The sequence below is a fragment of the Elusimicrobiota bacterium genome, from assembly GCA_028718185.1.
In the GTDB taxonomy this organism is placed as follows: domain Bacteria; phylum Elusimicrobiota; class UBA8919; order UBA8919; family UBA8919; genus JAQUMH01.
This window is the reverse complement of sequence record JAQUMH010000022.1, coordinates 1-15374: the sequence shown is the minus strand read 5'-3', so window position 1 is coordinate 15374 and position 15374 is coordinate 1. Positions and strand designations below refer to the sequence as shown.

Here is a 15374-nt window from a genome sequence, read left to right as displayed (position 1 = left end):
AAATGCTCCATTCGTTCGGCCAGGCTGTCGCCGTCAGTTACGGTATAGGTAATAATATAAGCGAACCGTTCCTTTTCTTTTACTCGAACCGCTTGCTTACGGATAGCATCGGAAAAGCGAGCATGACGCCGGGACTGAGTACGGTTTGCACAAATCGGACATATTACCGGCTTTTTGCAGAAGTTACCACCGGACACCTTCAAAACCTGATCGTAATCGTTGCCGTTTTGAATGAACGTTGATTTTAATTCCAGGATATTGCAGCAAGAGGAAATGTGGTCGATTCGTTCGGAAAGATCATTATATGTCAGTCCGGAATCAGAAACGCTCTTTAGATCGCATAATTTAAGCGGATCAAATCTACGAATGTTTTCAACCATTCGTATTGAAATACCCTTAAGCTTTTTCAGCTTCCTTATGTCACACAAGCGAAACCTCTTTTTATAAGACCAGCGCCGCCAACATTAAGTGCTTGCGCCGGTTTATTTTTATAGGTATATTATCTGCATCGACAACAAGGGAGCTTTTCGCGTATCACACAAGCCGCAAATCGCACCTTGCACGAGCCCGACAGGAATGCCGGGCTTTTTTTATTCCTTCCCCCTTACCGCTTCAGCTTCAAAGCGGATAAAATTTTATCTGTTTTCTCTTTACCCTCTGTCGCGTCCAGGTGTTTAAGCAATCGCTGAAAGTTCCCACGATCTTTAACGATTGCCGCGAATTGTGGTGTAGCCCTGGCAACGGCCGCGACACCTTCAGCTTTTTTTCCGCCGCCAATGAGAAGCGGTAAAAACTGTTGTATGAAAGGCGTTATTTGCTCAATGATTGAAGTCTCTTTTTCCGTTGTTGCTGTCGGCATATCTTCCCCCGCTAATTCAATCTGATCTCTCATTCCTTCCCAGGCTTTTACTTGTGACAATTGCTGCTTTTTCAAAACTTCTGCAGTATCTTTAAAATTCTGCATCATGAAAGCTTTTATATCCGGGTCGGCCGGTCGAATTAATAGGGGAGTGATCATTCTCATAAACCGTTCGAACATTTCGAACATTTGAACGCTCGAATTATCTCTTACGATTAATTGACTTTGTTGCGGGGGGGCGCCTGCAGACTGTGGAAATGCAAGTTTATCAAATCGTGAATTAATTTTAAATTTGTATACCCTTGCCAATGATTCGCCTACTTTTGTAGGTGCCGCCATTATGAGCATGTACCGGCCGGAACCGAATGAGGTACCAATTACGTCTTCTGTTGGGGGATCGTCCTGAACGTATCTTTCAATGAATGATTTCTCTTCACCGGATACGGGATTTTCGTACTTGTACAACGTGAATGTTGGGGTTTCCTGAATTTCGCATTTTGCAAGTAATTCCTGAATACGAAGAGAATAGGTAGAGTTCGAGCGTTTAACTTCTCTTTCCTCGAAAGCTTCCGATTCCTCCAATTCCGGCAATTCATCTTTTGCGTGTCCAGTGTTTTTTGACATAACAATCAGCCCTTTCTTTTATTTAAAATGTATAGAAAAAAAAACCGGTCAATGCCATAGCAATTGTTACCAGAGCATTACCGGCGACACCTTCAACTTTATTCACGTAATCCGCAATAGTTCGGATTCCGGGATTAACCCGTTGAACCGAAGCGGGGAATGGTGTTTCCGGCTTGACCTTCCGCCACTTCGGATAGAATACCGATATATAAAGCTCCTGCTTATTGGCAAACGGTTTGAATTGATCCAGGTATCGTTTCACAATCGGCAGCTGATCGCTGATTGTCGGGCATTTAGTCACCAGGTCCAGCGAGTCTTTAAAGCCTAGAGCGGCCGCTGTCTTGTCCGTGAATTGTATCAACCCGCGTGCGGATGAAAAAGGGTTTTTCGCTTGCGGGTTCCATTTGCTTTCGAACTTTATCAGCTTGAAAAGATCGTCAGTATCTACCTGAAGCTGCATCGCAATAGCGTCAAGTATACCGAGTTCGTTTTCAGTAAGTTGAATCATTTCCTTTTTCCCCCGATCAAATAACCAAGAAAAAATATCCCTGCAGCAAACGGCAACGCTTTTTTAATTGCCATCGGTACCACCATCGGGAACCAGTCTATGCGAACATCACCCGGACCTGAAGCAGAAATCAGCTGCAGCTTTTTTTGAACCTCTTTGAGCTTATCCGCTTCGTAGTAAATACGGACGTAATCAGGTCCATAGATATAGGAAGGTGCAACGCCGGTCATCTTCTGCAGCAATAACCCGACACCTTGCGCCTTCGTTATAGATTGGATTGACGCCATGATATTCGGTAAAAGCTACTTTCCCGCTGTTTTCTTTTCGGAACCTGCAGGTGCAACTTTATCCGCAATACGTTCAAGTAATGCGACAGCTTTTTGGAGAGAATCAGCAATCGACTGCAGACAGTCAAGAACGTCCATTTTTTTCTCGGGCATTTCAGTCCTCCATTGTTAAAGAGATAAGAACAATCGACATATAAGTCCCATGCTGATAAATAAAAAGTCAATACCATTGATCGACAACAAGGAAATAATATTATATCCGGTTACTTTTTACGGTTTTTAAACCAGTTTTTCAAACCGACAATTAAGCCATAGACGGCAGTCACAGAAGAATAAGCCGCCGTTTTATCCATACCTGTTGTGGCGGAAATCGCTTCCGAAATAATCGGAATCAATATAGGAGCAAGTCCTTTTACAATCGACTTCGAACCGGAATACTGTTTCTTTTTCTGCTCTTCCATGATGTTGAACTCCTTTTCTGTAAGTAAGCGCCATGACACCGTTGATTATAAACCTCTCATAATTACACCGTCAGGTAATGAAGCGTGAGCTACTGTCATCCAAAGCTCACCAGCTGCAGCAGTTGCAAGAAGTTGAGTAGAACCGGACTTCAGGTGAGGTACTTTAATTGTTCCGTCTCCCGCATGTAATTCCAGAGCGGTTCCCGCGTGCAGATCGGCCGTTAAAGCAGAGTACAAATACAAATCATCGGCAGCATCGATTTCAACAGAATCCCCCCCATCGATATAGGTATCGAAACCGGCAGCAACAAACATCATGAAATCACCATCGGTATATATACTTGATCCGCCTACAGCTGTAAAGCGTAATTGCTGGAAAGGGGGAACATCTTCAGCGATAAGCATTAATATGCCCAATGGAGTTACAAGGCGATCTAATATAGGCGGAAACCCGGTTGAACCTTTACCTGATAATCCGCCATGATACATTATTTTTTTTGACATTTTATAAACCTATCATTAATACGCCATTTGGCAATGAAGCGTGTCCCTGAGTTCTCCATATTTCATCAGCGACAGCGCCGCAACCCGCTTGAGTAGCGCCGTTTTTAATACCCTTGAGAAAAATCTGTCTTCCCGCTCCGGACGCTTCAATATTTATTATGTTGGCAACCAGTGCCGCACGCGCTCCGGCCGCAAGCGCTGAAATAGCAACATCGGAATTATTTGACGAAATGTAAATACCGCCATCAACGCCGACACCGCCGACACCATTACCGGTAATATATGTATCCCCGACAACGGTTTGATTGAATTCACCGTCAACGTTCAAGGTGTAATCTGCAGCAGCGTATAAAGTTGTTGGTATTTGCGATTGCACTATTATTGTTCCGGCCGGATCAACAATTCTATCCATCGGAAGAAATCCCGCTCCCCCCGAACCGCAATTGGCTGCACCGCCATGATATACTTTTGATTTATTCATCGAAACTGACATACCTGACTTCTGAATTGACTTGAAAATCCAGTATCGCAAATACCGTAAATCGATAACGATATTCGCAACCGTATTGATGCAACGCCGATCATTGCCGGAAGCTGAATACAGGAACCGGAAAGGGAAAGCGTCAGAAAATCCCCTTTCTGGTCGCTTAAAATCCATGCGTCACAATCCCCATTATCGACGTATTTATCAATCGGAAGCGGATAGGTATATACTGCAACGCCTGTTCTCACCGTTCTTCTCACCGTCAATAACGGAAAATCGACAATTGAACCGAGATAATCTTCCTGAGGGATATTTCCGCCGACAGACAACCGCCGGACCCAATATACATAACCTGTCTGCAGCTCCATGACCGGCACATTTTGACAGGCAATAGTTCCGACAAAATCGTATCGGCCGGGAATGACTGCATTGAAAACCGCTTCGAACAGTGTGGAAGTCGGCAGGTACGTTGCTTTATGCATGTATTTATCTTGAATACCCATAATGCCCCCTACACTAATTCAAGCGGAAAATTGTGCATGACTTTGATAAATGGCACCAGGTGAATAGTTACACCGTTGAGCGCTGCCGGAACGCCGACCATTGAAAGCCGCATTGTATTCAATCCTGAATTAAACGGGAAGCATGTTTCAATACGAAACTTTTCCCCGATTTGGGTAGCCGAATCAACGAAAAGTCCCATTGCCATTTCGTAATTAGGAAACGGCATTTTCATTGTTCCGGCAAACCCGAATTGATTAAACGGTATTTGTACGCCTACTCCTGGCGGGGGGGGATCAGTGAACGCATATAATGCAATCGATGGACATGGATTTTCAACCACACCACCGCCCCCTGAAGTCGGTTCGTACATGATGAATCGTTCTGGAATAAAATATCCGTAGGAAAGCAATTCGATATTATCACCACTACGGAAATAGAAGAAAAATCCGTCGCTTGATCGCATCGGAACCGCTGCCGCTGCATCAGGTATTACGACAAAGTTAACAGCTGTATTTATAACCACGGCCGGACAATCGGCAGTGTTTGGCGTTAAAATGTCAATACGTTCGGGCATTAGTTTGTTCCTTTGAATTGTTCCATGCGTTTATCCGGTATCATATAGCCAACCAGGACGCAATCAATAAACGCCGGGAATGGTGTAGCGTTATGACCGCTGAAATAGATTTCTATATTATCACGTCGCGGCAACATCTCATTGATTGCGAAGTGACTTGTCGGACCTGTCGCCGTCATACCTGCAGGAGCGAACAGCTGGACACCATTTCCGCAAGGTGAAGTAAGAAGTTTAAGCGAGACAGGAGCATTTTCATATTCTCTATGTCGTGCACTGCCGCGCATTTCGATATTCATGCCGACATTAAACACTACTCCCGCCGCGTCAACTTCCGGATACTTACAACGCAAATGATGCAGCCAGTACCAATAACCTGCATCAATCGGGAAATAGAACTTTCCCCGCGCACCAGGGAACAATGGTACTCTCTGGTAAATAAGATACGGAAACATGTCCGGCAGCTTGTTTACCTCGATTTTTTTAAACACCTTCACCCCCTGGCTTTAGCTCTACATTCCTGTGCCGCCGCACCGGAGAATATCCGCTTGCCATGAAACGCAATCTCAAAAGTAACAGGTGTATTTGAAGTTGATGCAACATTCATCGTTATGTTCGCATTGACTGCAAAAATGTGCTGAAGTGGCATTGGATAGAAAAGCGTATTCCCGACCGGATCAAGAGCAGGTGCAACCGTCAAATTTGACTTGCGACGACCGGGAGTCAGAAACAGGTCGAACGGTATACGGTCGCTGAATAGCGGCCGGGTTCCGTCCCGAAGCTGACCGAACAGGTGATTTACTCCCGTATCGGTTATAACGGCCGCAACCAGGTCGATTGTCTCGAACGTGCCGGTAATGAATTCGCAAAAGAAATGCCCGACTTGCGAAACGTTTATTATTACATCGGTACCGCCCGACAGCGCCGGGATGGTCCCTTGCATGTAAAGGATATCCCTGTCTTGTGCATTCTGTATTTCGAAAGCTTCCTCAGGCTGCACAACCTGAGAATACAGTTTTGAAAGCTTGCCCATTTAAACCCCCGTTATTGTTTATCAGACAACCAGGAGCGCCCCCGGAATCCGGACAGGCGCCCCCCACTGGACGCGCTTACCGATTGGAATCAGTTAACGCGGACTTCGATTCCGCTTAATCCGAAGCGTAAACGGTCGCCTATTGTCGCGGCCGTTGGTGCAACGGAATGAGTGATCTCAACGAAATACTGAGTATTACCCGCCAGAAGAATCGTTTCATTAAGCGGAAATATTCCGTGAAATCGCGGTTGTATGATCGGAAAAACTAGGGTTACGGCCGGGTTCGTTGCGACGAGTGTCGCGGCACCGAGAAGTTCCTGCAGTGTCCATTGACCGAACTCCCGGTTATTGATCATGATAGTTGCGGTTGTGCGTGCAAGCTGCGTGTAGAAAGCCTGAATATCCGCGGCCGTTGCTTTGATTGCCGCGGTTGTCTCGGACACGTACATGATCTTGAGTGCCTTTACATAGAACTTGCGGTTACTGGGCATTACACCCGCTTGAGTGTTGTTTGTTTGGTCAAGCAAAAGCGCACCGCCAACGTTCTGAAAAAGCCTGTTCGTCAGTGGAGCGGCCGCGAGAACAAGTTCCGACCATAGAGTTCTGTTGATGCTGTCGCCCTGCGTGCCGGTTGTGCCGGATTGTACTTCCGCAAGTGCGGTAAGTTGACTTCCCTTATCCATGATAACCCCCATATACGGTTAGGTTGTAAATTTGTTACACCATGTAACATTAAAAATAAAAAATAATCCGTTTTTTACTACCGATCAGATATCAGCGGCCGTTGAATACTCCTCGCTGCCGATTTCATCAACGCCGATCTCCTCAACGCCGGTATAATCGATTGCATTGCCATCATTATCGTATTCAATGCCGACCAGGTCGGGAGAAACGACAACTCTTTCTTCACCCGCTAAAAGTGGGACATTCGGGAATTGCGCACGGATAGCGGCAACGCCCCCCATGACGACCATACCCGTTGCAAGCTGCTGCACCAGCTTATTACGCTTGCCAATGGTTAAAGCGAGCAGAATACCCGCCAGTGCCGGAGACAGAGCCTTAAGCATCGGCTGAGGTATCGGCAGCTTATTGCTGATCATACCCGCCGCCAGTCCGCCACCGATTGCGACAGCTGCATCTTTCACCATATTGATAACACCGGCTTTTCCCATTCCGCCGCCTGCCTTACGTGTCCGGCGATAGCTTTTTTTCGAGCTTTTCGCCAGACTCCTCCGTCGATTTTTCTTTGCCATCGCCGGAACTCCTTTCCTCTTTGAACGTTTTCTCACCTTCGGAAACTCTTTCGTGAAGGTTGATTTTTTCATGACCTTTTTTTTACGGCGTTTCGTTTTCGTTCCGCCCCTGGCTTTTTTCATCCGCCTGGCGAAAGCGTCACGTTCCGCCTGAGTCCATTTACGTTTTTTCTTTGCCATATAATACCCCCGGTTAAAAATCAGCCTTTATGTGTAAATGTTTTTAATTGTGATAATAGATAAGCAGCAACCCCCATACCGGCAACAATCAGTACCATTTTCGAGGTACCACCGGCCTTTACTGCAGCACTTTGCACTTTCTCAAAAACGCCTCTTTCAGTCGTGAACGTTTTCCGTGCTTCAGTGCTCTCTTTCCATCCTGCAGGGTTCCACTTCGCAAACGGTATTTTCCCATCTCTCGAAAGCACGAAAAGAGCGTGAAAAAATTTAATTACAATTGATACGTCTACATTCGTTCGGTCGGCAATTTGCGCCGCCAGGCTTAAAGACTGTTTTGAAAGCGTGCCGCCGTTGCCGGAAGCATCAGGAGAAACGGAAAAAGATACGGGCTGATATCCTTTCGACATAAGCGCGGCATACTCATTGTATAGATTTTTAATGAGGGTGATATTATATCCGCCAGGCTGAAAAAATGCAGAAAGCTTTTTTGCTGCAGCCGTTCCCTTCAGTTGCTTCTTTGTGAACGCCGCAACCTTCTCCTCCCAGGTCAACCCGAATATCCCCATAGTTTCAGGGGAATCGTTGCCGAAATCAACGATCATTGTTTAATTACTCCCCATAAATAGAGGGATAAGGGCGGCAAGTGCAGCAAATGGAAGCATTGCACCGATACCACCTTTTTTCTCTGCAGGTGCCGCCGTTGCCGCTTCCCCCTCTTCATCGGTCGTCATAGGTGCCGATGTAGTTTCACCGCGCCGTATCTGTTGACTGACTGCAGCCGGTACAACAGCCTGCTCTTGTTCGTCCTGTGATTCCGCCGCCGCTTCAGCCGCCGCCGCTTTTTTTGCCGCTTGAACCTGCTGCACTTTTTGAGTAATCTTTTTTGTTGCCTTTGCTGAGGCTATGATAGGAGTAGCCGCTAGGAGTGTCGCCGTAGTGGTCGGCATAAGTGGAGCAAGCGCAAGCCCTGCAGCAATCCGTAAAGGTTTCGGCAGCTTTTGGATATTCGAGACTACTTTCTTTTTCGCCGCTTTAATCTGATTTGCCACTTTCACGCGCTCTTTTTTACTGGTCGCGAGCTTTGCAGCTTTGACAGTGACGCCGGTCGTCATGATGGATGCCGTAGTCGCTGGCATAAGAGGAGCTATCGCAAGCCCTGCAGCAACCCGTAAAGGTTTCGGCAGCTTTTGGATATTCGAGACTACTTTCTTTTTCGCCGCTTTAATCTTATTCGCTGTCTTGACGCGCTCCTTTTTACTGGTCGCAAGCTTTGCAGCTTTAACGCTTGCGGCCGTAGTTGCTGCTGTCAACATTGTAGTTGGAGCGACGACAGCTAATGAGACTTTTGCTAATGCCCGTAAAGGTTTCGGCAGCTTCTTGACTGCTTTCTGCACCTTCTTCTTTGCTGTTGCAACTTTTTTCTTGACCTTCTTAACGAACTTTTTTAACGCCGCCCCCATCAATTCGGGATTTTCAGAATTCGCTATCATGTAGCGGATTTCATCATTCGAAAGATTTTCGAACTGTCGCGGGTTACCGGCACAATGAGTACATTTCCCGTAGTTGCCGCAATTGATATCTACATGACAATTAGGAGCGCTTACCGACTGCCGCGACATTGCCGAACGCGGCCGGTTGAATTGTATTTTGCTCCCTTGCTTTGATATCCCGCCGACACTTCGTAAATTGGTACCGAAATAAACAGTCATCTTTTACCGCCCTTCTTTGACAGCATCAGCGCCAGAAGGGAAACACCGGCACCAATTACAAGCGGATTTTTCAGCATGTCGGCCATACCGCCGACAGATGATTGAATAATTTGGGGTGATGAATCATCCTGGCTTGTCGCCGCCCGATCTGTCCATGTTACGCCGCCAGGTCCAAGTTGCGCCGTCCCCCTGTCGGTCGTAAGCTGCACGCTCTTCGTTTTTTTTGCGATACCCTTTATCTTCTTGCGGATATCGTCAAACCATGTACCCATTATTTCAGGGTCGTTTAAATCGATACCTAACCGGGTAGCGTGCCGAACCATGCGCACCAGGTGCCCTTTCGTTTTCGGACTTTGAATATGTTTTTTAATTGCCCGAAAAACTTTCCTTTTTCGTCCCGACAATTCGGGATATACGCCAAAATCTTTAACCATGATCACCTCACTTTTTTTTCATCATCATCATGACAAAAAGGGCAGCAACCGGTATGCCGATTATCATGATTCTTTTTTGTGCTGCAGCTTTCTCCTGTTTCTCAAGCTCGATTCGCCGCTTTTCAGCCGCCGCCGCTGCCAGGAGTGCCGCTTTTTTTTCTGCATCGGCTTTTTTTGCATCGGCTTTTTTCTGCTTCTTTTTCCCGACTGCTTTCTTTATCGCTTTGATTCCTTTCGGAATCGCACCGATCAGCGCTTTCCCTGCAGCTGCAATAATCGGCCATATACCGAGATATTCCGGGTACTTCGAATTGAGGTATGCAATCTGACCGGATGTTAATTGATTCGTACCTGTCAATAAATCAGCATCAGAGCATTCAATGCCCAAAAGTTCCGCTACTTGGTACGGATCATCACCCATAAAGGAGTATTGTTCATCGGTATCATCATCATCTCCTTCAATGGTTACCAGCTGAGGTTTCGGATTCCATTTCATTGCAATACCTCCATATTCGTGATTCGTTTCGTTTCGAACGGACGATAATACGGATAGGTCGCGTCAAAGTTCAACCATAAACCGCAAAAACCGATCTGAGGAAAAACGTGGTGTATTCTCCCGGTCGGCAGTCGGGAGGAAGCAATCAACCGATAAGGCAAACCGCGCCGCCGCAAGTAAGCAGACAGAACAATTGCTTTTTTCTTGCAGTCCATGCCCTTGTTTCGTTGCCGGATTATTTCACCAGGGCGGGCAACCACTTCAACCGGTTTCGTGTCTTTTCGATACGGGATTCTTCTTACAAAATTGTACGCTTCGTTGATTGGTAGAGAAGAGAAGGGAATAAGCTGTCCGTGCCTGGACACCTTTACATGATCAAGGTCGTGATAATAAGAGTCAATCAATCGATGCATTTCAGTCCCGGTTTCATTTTTCGATTTCAACCGTTTCGAGGTTACCATGATTTAACCCTTTAAATGGATAATACCATATACCGACATAAAAAAGCAAGGGGAAACGGCAATATTTGCCGCTTCCCCTTGAAACGCTCGAAATGATATAAATTAATGTATTTTGTACCTTTTGCGCTCCATTTTAATGATTGTTTCAAGAGCTTTCTTTCCGACTTTCTGAACGTCAACAATAATCCCGGTATTGAAAAGATTGATCGTAGTTGTTTTATCCCCTCTTTCTATGGATTTTAAAAGCTGCTCATAGACGCGGATTCTGACACGGGCAAGTATGCTATCGGCCGTCATGTCGGGAACCCCATATCGATAATTTTCGTTTCAAGTTCCTGAAATTTTTCGAAGGTGGTTTTCCCGTTGCGGTCGATAACCAGGCCGATATTATTCACCCGTTCGAACAGCTTGTTAAGTCTACGTTCATGTTCTGCAGCAATTGCCGCCAGGGCTATCACAGCGTTTCTATAGTCCGTTACTTGTAGCTTACAGATAGTCAATTGCTGAAAGAGTAATTCCGGGTCACTGATTTCTGATCTAACCTCCGTTTTCTGCATCTTTCACCGCCTTATCAGTATCCGCCGCCTGTCCTGATAAATACTTCAGGAGTATATTGCAGTTACCTATCGCGTGCGATAGCTGACCGGTCATTTCAACCGCTTTCGTGAGAATGTCCATTTCCGCTTTTTCGTCAATCATAACCGTGCAATTGAATTCAGCAATACGGAAGATATGACCGCTCGTTATTCCGATACAAAAGAAGAAAGCATCTTCTTTTTCCTTAGGAACGTTCTCAATCATTTGAACGCGCTTTTGAGTAGTATAACCGATCACCGGAAGAAATTTACCCTCAGGCATATCTTGAGGTAAAAACTTCGGATCACCGGAAAATTTTACCTTTAACTTTCTGTTGAAATAAACCATTATTTAATTTCCTTCAATTGTTAATAGTTAATGAATTAAAGACGCTTATCTTTTGCAGTGATCTTTTTTCCTTTCGTTTTTAAGGTTCCGATACTTGCAACGAGTGGCAGCAATTGCTTAACAATATTCTGCTGTTCTGATCTTGATACTACCCGTTGCATCGATTCCCGAATTTCCATCTCAAACCGTTGCGCTTCAATATTACCGATCTTTTCGAAAATATCGATAGCACGGTCGAACCGGGCAAGAATACGGTTGATTAAAAGATTGTCCTCATTCGGAAGCACATAGCTTCCTTTTTCAGAAATCGGCTTAAAAGGTCCGAACCTTTTCGATTTTTTGTTCATAACGAACTCACTTTCTTTTCTTTGATTGTTTAGGAAATAGATTCTCTCCCCGTTGCGATTCTGGAATATATCCACTTTTTCGAATAGTCGCCGCTTTCGTTGCTACGTCCTTCATAACCAGGACATAGCAATAATTCGAGACAGACATTTTTTCGAATTCTGCAGACAATGCCAGGTCGTCGAATTCTTTTATTGTGAAGCACAAGTTAACCCGCTTACGATCTGCCTTTATATCATCTTTACTCACTTTCGCTTTTCTTCTGCTCATCTTCACCCCCTTCCTTTATTTGTTTCGCGAATATACTTCGGTCTTTTTTATGATCAAAAGAAAAATTATCATCTTGATTTTCGAAATAATACCAGGAACAATAATCTTTCAGTGTTACCTCTATGTTCCTTTCCTCGATTGAGAATTCGCATAGAGCTTTCTTTATTTTATGATTGTAGAAATAAATAGACATTTCCCGGAAGACTTTTTCTACCGGGAAATGTAGTGCCAGAATAGTTTTCTCCTTTCCGCTAATGGTTAATTGATGATAAACCAAAAAAATCGTTTTTACTATTCCTACCCATTTAAATAATGATTCCGAAGTCACTTCCTGACAGATTAAAACTTTACTCATTGCAATTCACCCCCTTCGTTCTTACCCTACAGCCTGCCGCTCCAGGGTGTAGGTTAAGAATCAAGCAACTTTGCCGATGTATTTTTCCGTCACCTTGTCGCCGTCTCTATACTGCAGGTATGCAAAAGCAGCATGCGGGCATTTTTTACATTTCTTACCGCACTTCACCCGTTTTATCCGTATTGAACCGACATGGTTTCTGCCGTCTTTACCTTTAATCAAACGGTTTTCCCCTTCGTTCACCGAATCGGTTTTGACATATTCATTACCTTCTTTTCTTAAAATATCATAGCTCATTTTAATCCCTTCCGTAATTTATCAATTAATAAATCCAGATACATTAGAGCGTGCATTTTATCTTCTAATTGATGCTTATTTACATAAGAATAAGCTTTTATTGTGTCGATTCTGGCTTTTTCAGTATTAACCATATTGATTAAATTGCCGATATCTTCAATCGACAGCAATACCTTTTTATCTTCATTCGCCATAGCTTTACCTTTCGATATTTTTTTCAATTTTTTCTATTCGTTCGTTTAATTGGTTGAAACTCTTTTGAGTCATGTATTCAATTTTCAACCAGGCAAGCCCACAAGCCGCAATTGCTACTATAATTAGAACAGCGTAAAATATTCCATCGCTTTTTGTTATTCTTAAATAAGTTTCTTCTTTTTCATCACTCATACCGGCAATTCTCCAGTTTTTTGAAAATGTAACTGAATGGAAAGCTGTTCTCGAATAACGTTTTTTTCAAGCGCTTCTATTACGTCATCAAATGAACATCCATTTAAATTGGCTATCTCTTCAATGATTGCAAGAGCTTGCTTTTTTCTCATATTTCTTATTTCAATACTGCTATAATCAGGTTTCATTTTATTCATATTATCACTCCTTAATTCCCAATTTTTCAGGATACTTACCGCTGAAATACAATACGGTTAAATACTTTCTACATTTCGATTTTTTAAAGCATGGTTTGCAATCTTTTAAAGACATAATCAATTTACCTTTACAAGGAACCTTTTCTTTACTCATTAAATCACCTGAATATTTCTTCTGAAATCACCGAACCTTTGAGTATACATTCCATAAATCCATTGAGCTTTATCAAGCAAAATCTCATAATATCCCTTTTCGATATTACTATAGATTGAACCTTCCCCGAATTCACATCTTACCCTTGTTCCAAGTCTCAATTTTTTTGATTTTTTAACAGGCATTTTTTACCCCCATTTCAAACAATAAAATCTTCCGGCTTGTACCTTGGAGCTATTCCCTCCAGGCCGTCAGTTAAACCGCTTGCAACCTTTCCGCCCTTTGATATCAAAAGCTCTATGTGGCAATCTTCCCCGAAACACTTACCATGAAAAAACCTTCTTAATCCGTATTGATATCCCGCCCGATATTCAGCACTGCAGAAAGTTTTCACCTGCAGCATGTAGCTGCAGAACTCTTCAAAGCTGATTTTATTTGTAATCATAAATCATCATTTCTATAACTTCATTCTGAAGTGAAATGTAAGTTCCCCACGAAATTAGGCCACTACTAAAGGCGTTTTTAAGTCCAATCAGAAGTAGGTACCTATTTTTTACTGTGATATTCATTAAAACCCCCTCGATTAATGTTACACCATGTAACATAATGATACTGAATTGCTGCACAAAAATCAATAGGTAAATTTTTCCTACTGTGACAAATAATGACTTAAGTATCAAGATTTATGTAGCGCGGCCGCTCCCGGACACGGCCGTCGACGGAAAACCGGCAATTTTTGCCTGGCGATCGCAAATTGACAAGCAATAAAAACACCAAAAAAAAGCCGATCGCGACAAAACCGGCAATTTTTGCCTAGTGATTATACCGATTAGGAGTATGCTGCAGCCGGATCGACACGCCGGTTACTACTGCCGGGAGTGCCTGCAGGTGAAAAGTTAATTTATCCGGAGAATTCGGGGGAGAGTCTACGACCAGGCAAGGGACACCAGATCACGGTAATTTATTCCAGGGACGTATACACCATTCAGCGCCAGGGGTGCATGATATTTGTCACAGTTTGGTTTACAGACAATACCACCTTCATAAGTGCTTCTATTTTTGTAACTTATGGATTGACGATATAATGTGTATAACTGATTAACTCTATTCCTGAATTGCTGCTTTAAGTTATCCAGGACAACAGACAGGCTATCCCCGTAGTGGTTACGCTGTTCAACCAGGTGTTTGCGCCGGCGACGATAATCACCTAAAAGCCGACCGACTTCAGAGCGCGTTTTCGTTATCTCTTCATCTTCGAGCAGGTCGCGCACGGTACCAGGTACCGGCTCACCGTAACACCCTTTTTCCCGGTCATAGGTAAGAACGAAAGTTTCCTCATCGTTTGCGGCCGGGTCATTATAGTCGTCACCAGGTACACCGCGAAACTCTCCGTATGTTGCGACAAAGCGCTTATTGAATGTATCGGTAATAATGGTAATCATGTCGGCAGGTACATTGTCGGAAGGTTTCAGGGGATACTTTAATATTTCGTTTGCCTGGCGGAAAACAGAATCCTCAAACGACATTGCCATATATTGCGCTTTTTTCTTTTCGGAACAATTCGCCGGGACATGGTGAATAGGTTCAACGGATATACTCATAGAATCCCCGCCAGTTGCACGCAACCATTCCGCCGACACCTTTGACGCCGGAACCGATTCCCCGCGAAAGGAAACGCTCCTAAGCGCTATACGGTCAAGAAATCGTCGTGGAATATTACTACCGTACCTCCGCTCTAGTCGTTTCTTGCGTTTCTGATCGTAGACATGATAATCAATAGGCTTATCGGTGAACACCAGGTCATGACTGTGAGGGTGCCACTTTTTACCACCTTCACCGCGCTTTATCTCAACGGCCGAAATAGCCGCCCGAAACTTTGAAGCTTCACCCTTTGACCGGCCATCGATACGTTTCTGACCGAACAGCCGGAAAGCTTTTTTCGATTCCTTTAAATGCTCCATTCGTTCGGCCAGGCTGTCGCCGTCAGTTACGGTATAGGTAATAATATAAGCGAACCGTTCCTTTTCTTTTACTCGAACCGCTTGCTTACGGATAGCATCGGAAAAGCGAGCATGAC

Annotated in this window: 30 protein-coding genes; all 30 read right to left on the bottom strand. The window is 44.3% G+C overall.

Annotated features, from left to right (window positions below; translation table 11 throughout):
- Positions 1 to 380: hypothetical protein (locus tag PHE88_12425; GenBank protein MDD5688625.1), on the bottom strand; the 380-nt coding region annotated here is incomplete at its 3' end.
- 224 nt (positions 381 to 604) lie between these two features.
- Positions 605 to 1483, bottom strand: coding sequence for a hypothetical protein (locus PHE88_12420; protein MDD5688624.1), 879 nt, complete (start codon positions 1481 to 1483; stop codon positions 605 to 607).
- A 22-nt stretch (positions 1484 to 1505) separates the two neighbouring features.
- Positions 1506 to 1991, bottom strand: a complete 486-nt coding sequence (locus PHE88_12415; protein MDD5688623.1) for a transglycosylase SLT domain-containing protein — start codon at positions 1989 to 1991, stop codon at positions 1506 to 1508.
- Entirely contained in the window at positions 1988 to 2278 is a 291-nt protein-coding gene (locus PHE88_12410) for a hypothetical protein (GenBank protein ID MDD5688622.1), read from the bottom strand. Before PHE88_12410 ends, PHE88_12415 begins: the two co-directional genes overlap by 4 nt.
- 15 nt (positions 2279 to 2293) lie before the next feature.
- A complete protein-coding gene (locus PHE88_12405) occupies positions 2294 to 2431 on the bottom strand; it encodes a hypothetical protein (protein MDD5688621.1) in 138 nt (45 codons plus the stop codon).
- A gap of 110 nt (positions 2432 to 2541) precedes the next feature.
- Positions 2542 to 2739 carry a hypothetical protein gene (locus PHE88_12400; protein ID MDD5688620.1) on the bottom strand — a complete coding sequence of 66 codons (198 nt, stop codon included), beginning with the start codon at positions 2737 to 2739 and terminating at the stop codon, positions 2542 to 2544.
- Positions 2740 to 2784: 45 nt separating this feature from the next.
- Positions 2785 to 3243 (bottom strand): hypothetical protein, encoded by a 459-nt coding sequence (locus PHE88_12395; GenBank protein ID MDD5688619.1) that lies wholly within the window; start codon positions 3241 to 3243, stop codon positions 2785 to 2787.
- Position 3244: 1 nt separating this feature from the next.
- Positions 3245 to 3736, bottom strand: coding sequence for a hypothetical protein (locus tag PHE88_12390; GenBank protein ID MDD5688618.1), 492 nt, complete (start codon positions 3734 to 3736; stop codon positions 3245 to 3247).
- Positions 3721 to 4230 carry a hypothetical protein gene (locus PHE88_12385; GenBank protein ID MDD5688617.1) on the bottom strand — a complete coding sequence of 170 codons (510 nt, stop codon included), beginning with the start codon at positions 4228 to 4230 and terminating at the stop codon, positions 3721 to 3723. Before PHE88_12385 ends, PHE88_12390 begins: the two co-directional genes overlap by 16 nt.
- Before the next feature lie 8 nt (positions 4231 to 4238).
- Entirely contained in the window at positions 4239 to 4694 is a 456-nt protein-coding gene (locus PHE88_12380) for a hypothetical protein (protein ID MDD5688616.1), read from the bottom strand.
- A gap of 110 nt (positions 4695 to 4804) precedes the next feature.
- Positions 4805 to 5293, bottom strand: a complete 489-nt coding sequence (locus tag PHE88_12375) for a hypothetical protein (GenBank protein MDD5688615.1) — start codon at positions 5291 to 5293, stop codon at positions 4805 to 4807.
- Between the two features lie 2 nt (positions 5294 to 5295).
- Positions 5296 to 5835 (bottom strand): hypothetical protein, encoded by a 540-nt coding sequence (locus PHE88_12370; GenBank protein MDD5688614.1) that lies wholly within the window; start codon positions 5833 to 5835, stop codon positions 5296 to 5298.
- A gap of 89 nt (positions 5836 to 5924) precedes the next feature.
- On the bottom strand, positions 5925 to 6518 hold the full coding sequence (locus PHE88_12365; protein MDD5688613.1) for a hypothetical protein: 594 nt from the start codon (positions 6516 to 6518) through the stop codon (positions 5925 to 5927).
- A gap of 84 nt (positions 6519 to 6602) precedes the next feature.
- Positions 6603 to 7268: a hypothetical protein gene (locus PHE88_12360; GenBank protein MDD5688612.1), complete on the bottom strand. Its 666-nt coding sequence runs from the start codon at positions 7266 to 7268 to the stop codon at positions 6603 to 6605.
- A gap of 20 nt (positions 7269 to 7288) precedes the next feature.
- Positions 7289 to 7870: a hypothetical protein gene (locus PHE88_12355; protein MDD5688611.1), complete on the bottom strand. Its 582-nt coding sequence runs from the start codon at positions 7868 to 7870 to the stop codon at positions 7289 to 7291.
- Positions 7871 to 7873: 3 nt separating this feature from the next.
- The gene (locus PHE88_12350; GenBank protein ID MDD5688610.1) at positions 7874 to 8977 is read right to left on the bottom strand and encodes a hypothetical protein; all 1104 of its coding nucleotides are present in this window, start codon (positions 8975 to 8977) and stop codon (positions 7874 to 7876) included.
- Positions 8974 to 9300 carry a hypothetical protein gene (locus PHE88_12345; GenBank protein MDD5688609.1) on the bottom strand — a complete coding sequence of 109 codons (327 nt, stop codon included), beginning with the start codon at positions 9298 to 9300 and terminating at the stop codon, positions 8974 to 8976. The genes PHE88_12350 and PHE88_12345 overlap by 4 nt, the downstream gene beginning before the upstream one ends.
- 118 nt (positions 9301 to 9418) lie before the next feature.
- Positions 9419 to 9907 carry a hypothetical protein gene (locus PHE88_12340; GenBank protein MDD5688608.1) on the bottom strand — a complete coding sequence of 163 codons (489 nt, stop codon included), beginning with the start codon at positions 9905 to 9907 and terminating at the stop codon, positions 9419 to 9421.
- Positions 9904 to 10368, bottom strand: coding sequence for a hypothetical protein (locus PHE88_12335; protein MDD5688607.1), 465 nt, complete (start codon positions 10366 to 10368; stop codon positions 9904 to 9906). Before PHE88_12335 ends, PHE88_12340 begins: the two co-directional genes overlap by 4 nt.
- A gap of 293 nt (positions 10369 to 10661) precedes the next feature.
- Positions 10662 to 10925, bottom strand: a complete 264-nt coding sequence (locus tag PHE88_12330) for a hypothetical protein (protein MDD5688606.1) — start codon at positions 10923 to 10925, stop codon at positions 10662 to 10664.
- Positions 10906 to 11292 carry a hypothetical protein gene (locus tag PHE88_12325; protein ID MDD5688605.1) on the bottom strand — a complete coding sequence of 129 codons (387 nt, stop codon included), beginning with the start codon at positions 11290 to 11292 and terminating at the stop codon, positions 10906 to 10908. Before PHE88_12325 ends, PHE88_12330 begins: the two co-directional genes overlap by 20 nt.
- Positions 11293 to 11327: 35 nt before the next feature.
- The gene (locus PHE88_12320) at positions 11328 to 11639 is read right to left on the bottom strand and encodes a hypothetical protein (GenBank protein MDD5688604.1); all 312 of its coding nucleotides are present in this window, start codon (positions 11637 to 11639) and stop codon (positions 11328 to 11330) included.
- 239 nt (positions 11640 to 11878) lie between these two features.
- Positions 11879 to 12262 (bottom strand): hypothetical protein, encoded by a 384-nt coding sequence (locus PHE88_12315; protein ID MDD5688603.1) that lies wholly within the window; start codon positions 12260 to 12262, stop codon positions 11879 to 11881.
- A 60-nt stretch (positions 12263 to 12322) separates the two neighbouring features.
- Positions 12323 to 12559 carry a hypothetical protein gene (locus tag PHE88_12310; protein MDD5688602.1) on the bottom strand — a complete coding sequence of 79 codons (237 nt, stop codon included), beginning with the start codon at positions 12557 to 12559 and terminating at the stop codon, positions 12323 to 12325.
- On the bottom strand, positions 12556 to 12780 hold the full coding sequence (locus PHE88_12305; protein ID MDD5688601.1) for a hypothetical protein: 225 nt from the start codon (positions 12778 to 12780) through the stop codon (positions 12556 to 12558). Before PHE88_12305 ends, PHE88_12310 begins: the two co-directional genes overlap by 4 nt.
- Positions 12758 to 12946 carry a hypothetical protein gene (locus tag PHE88_12300; GenBank protein ID MDD5688600.1) on the bottom strand — a complete coding sequence of 63 codons (189 nt, stop codon included), beginning with the start codon at positions 12944 to 12946 and terminating at the stop codon, positions 12758 to 12760. The genes PHE88_12305 and PHE88_12300 overlap by 23 nt, the downstream gene beginning before the upstream one ends.
- Positions 12943 to 13143 carry a hypothetical protein gene (locus tag PHE88_12295; protein MDD5688599.1) on the bottom strand — a complete coding sequence of 67 codons (201 nt, stop codon included), beginning with the start codon at positions 13141 to 13143 and terminating at the stop codon, positions 12943 to 12945. The genes PHE88_12300 and PHE88_12295 overlap by 4 nt, the downstream gene beginning before the upstream one ends.
- Before the next feature lie 153 nt (positions 13144 to 13296).
- On the bottom strand, positions 13297 to 13482 hold the full coding sequence (locus PHE88_12290; GenBank protein MDD5688598.1) for a hypothetical protein: 186 nt from the start codon (positions 13480 to 13482) through the stop codon (positions 13297 to 13299).
- A 14-nt stretch (positions 13483 to 13496) separates the two neighbouring features.
- On the bottom strand, positions 13497 to 13742 hold the full coding sequence (locus tag PHE88_12285) for a hypothetical protein (protein ID MDD5688597.1): 246 nt from the start codon (positions 13740 to 13742) through the stop codon (positions 13497 to 13499).
- A gap of 481 nt (positions 13743 to 14223) precedes the next feature.
- Positions 14224 to 15374 (bottom strand): hypothetical protein (locus tag PHE88_12280; protein ID MDD5688596.1); only part of this gene is annotated, 1151 nt, incomplete at its 5' end.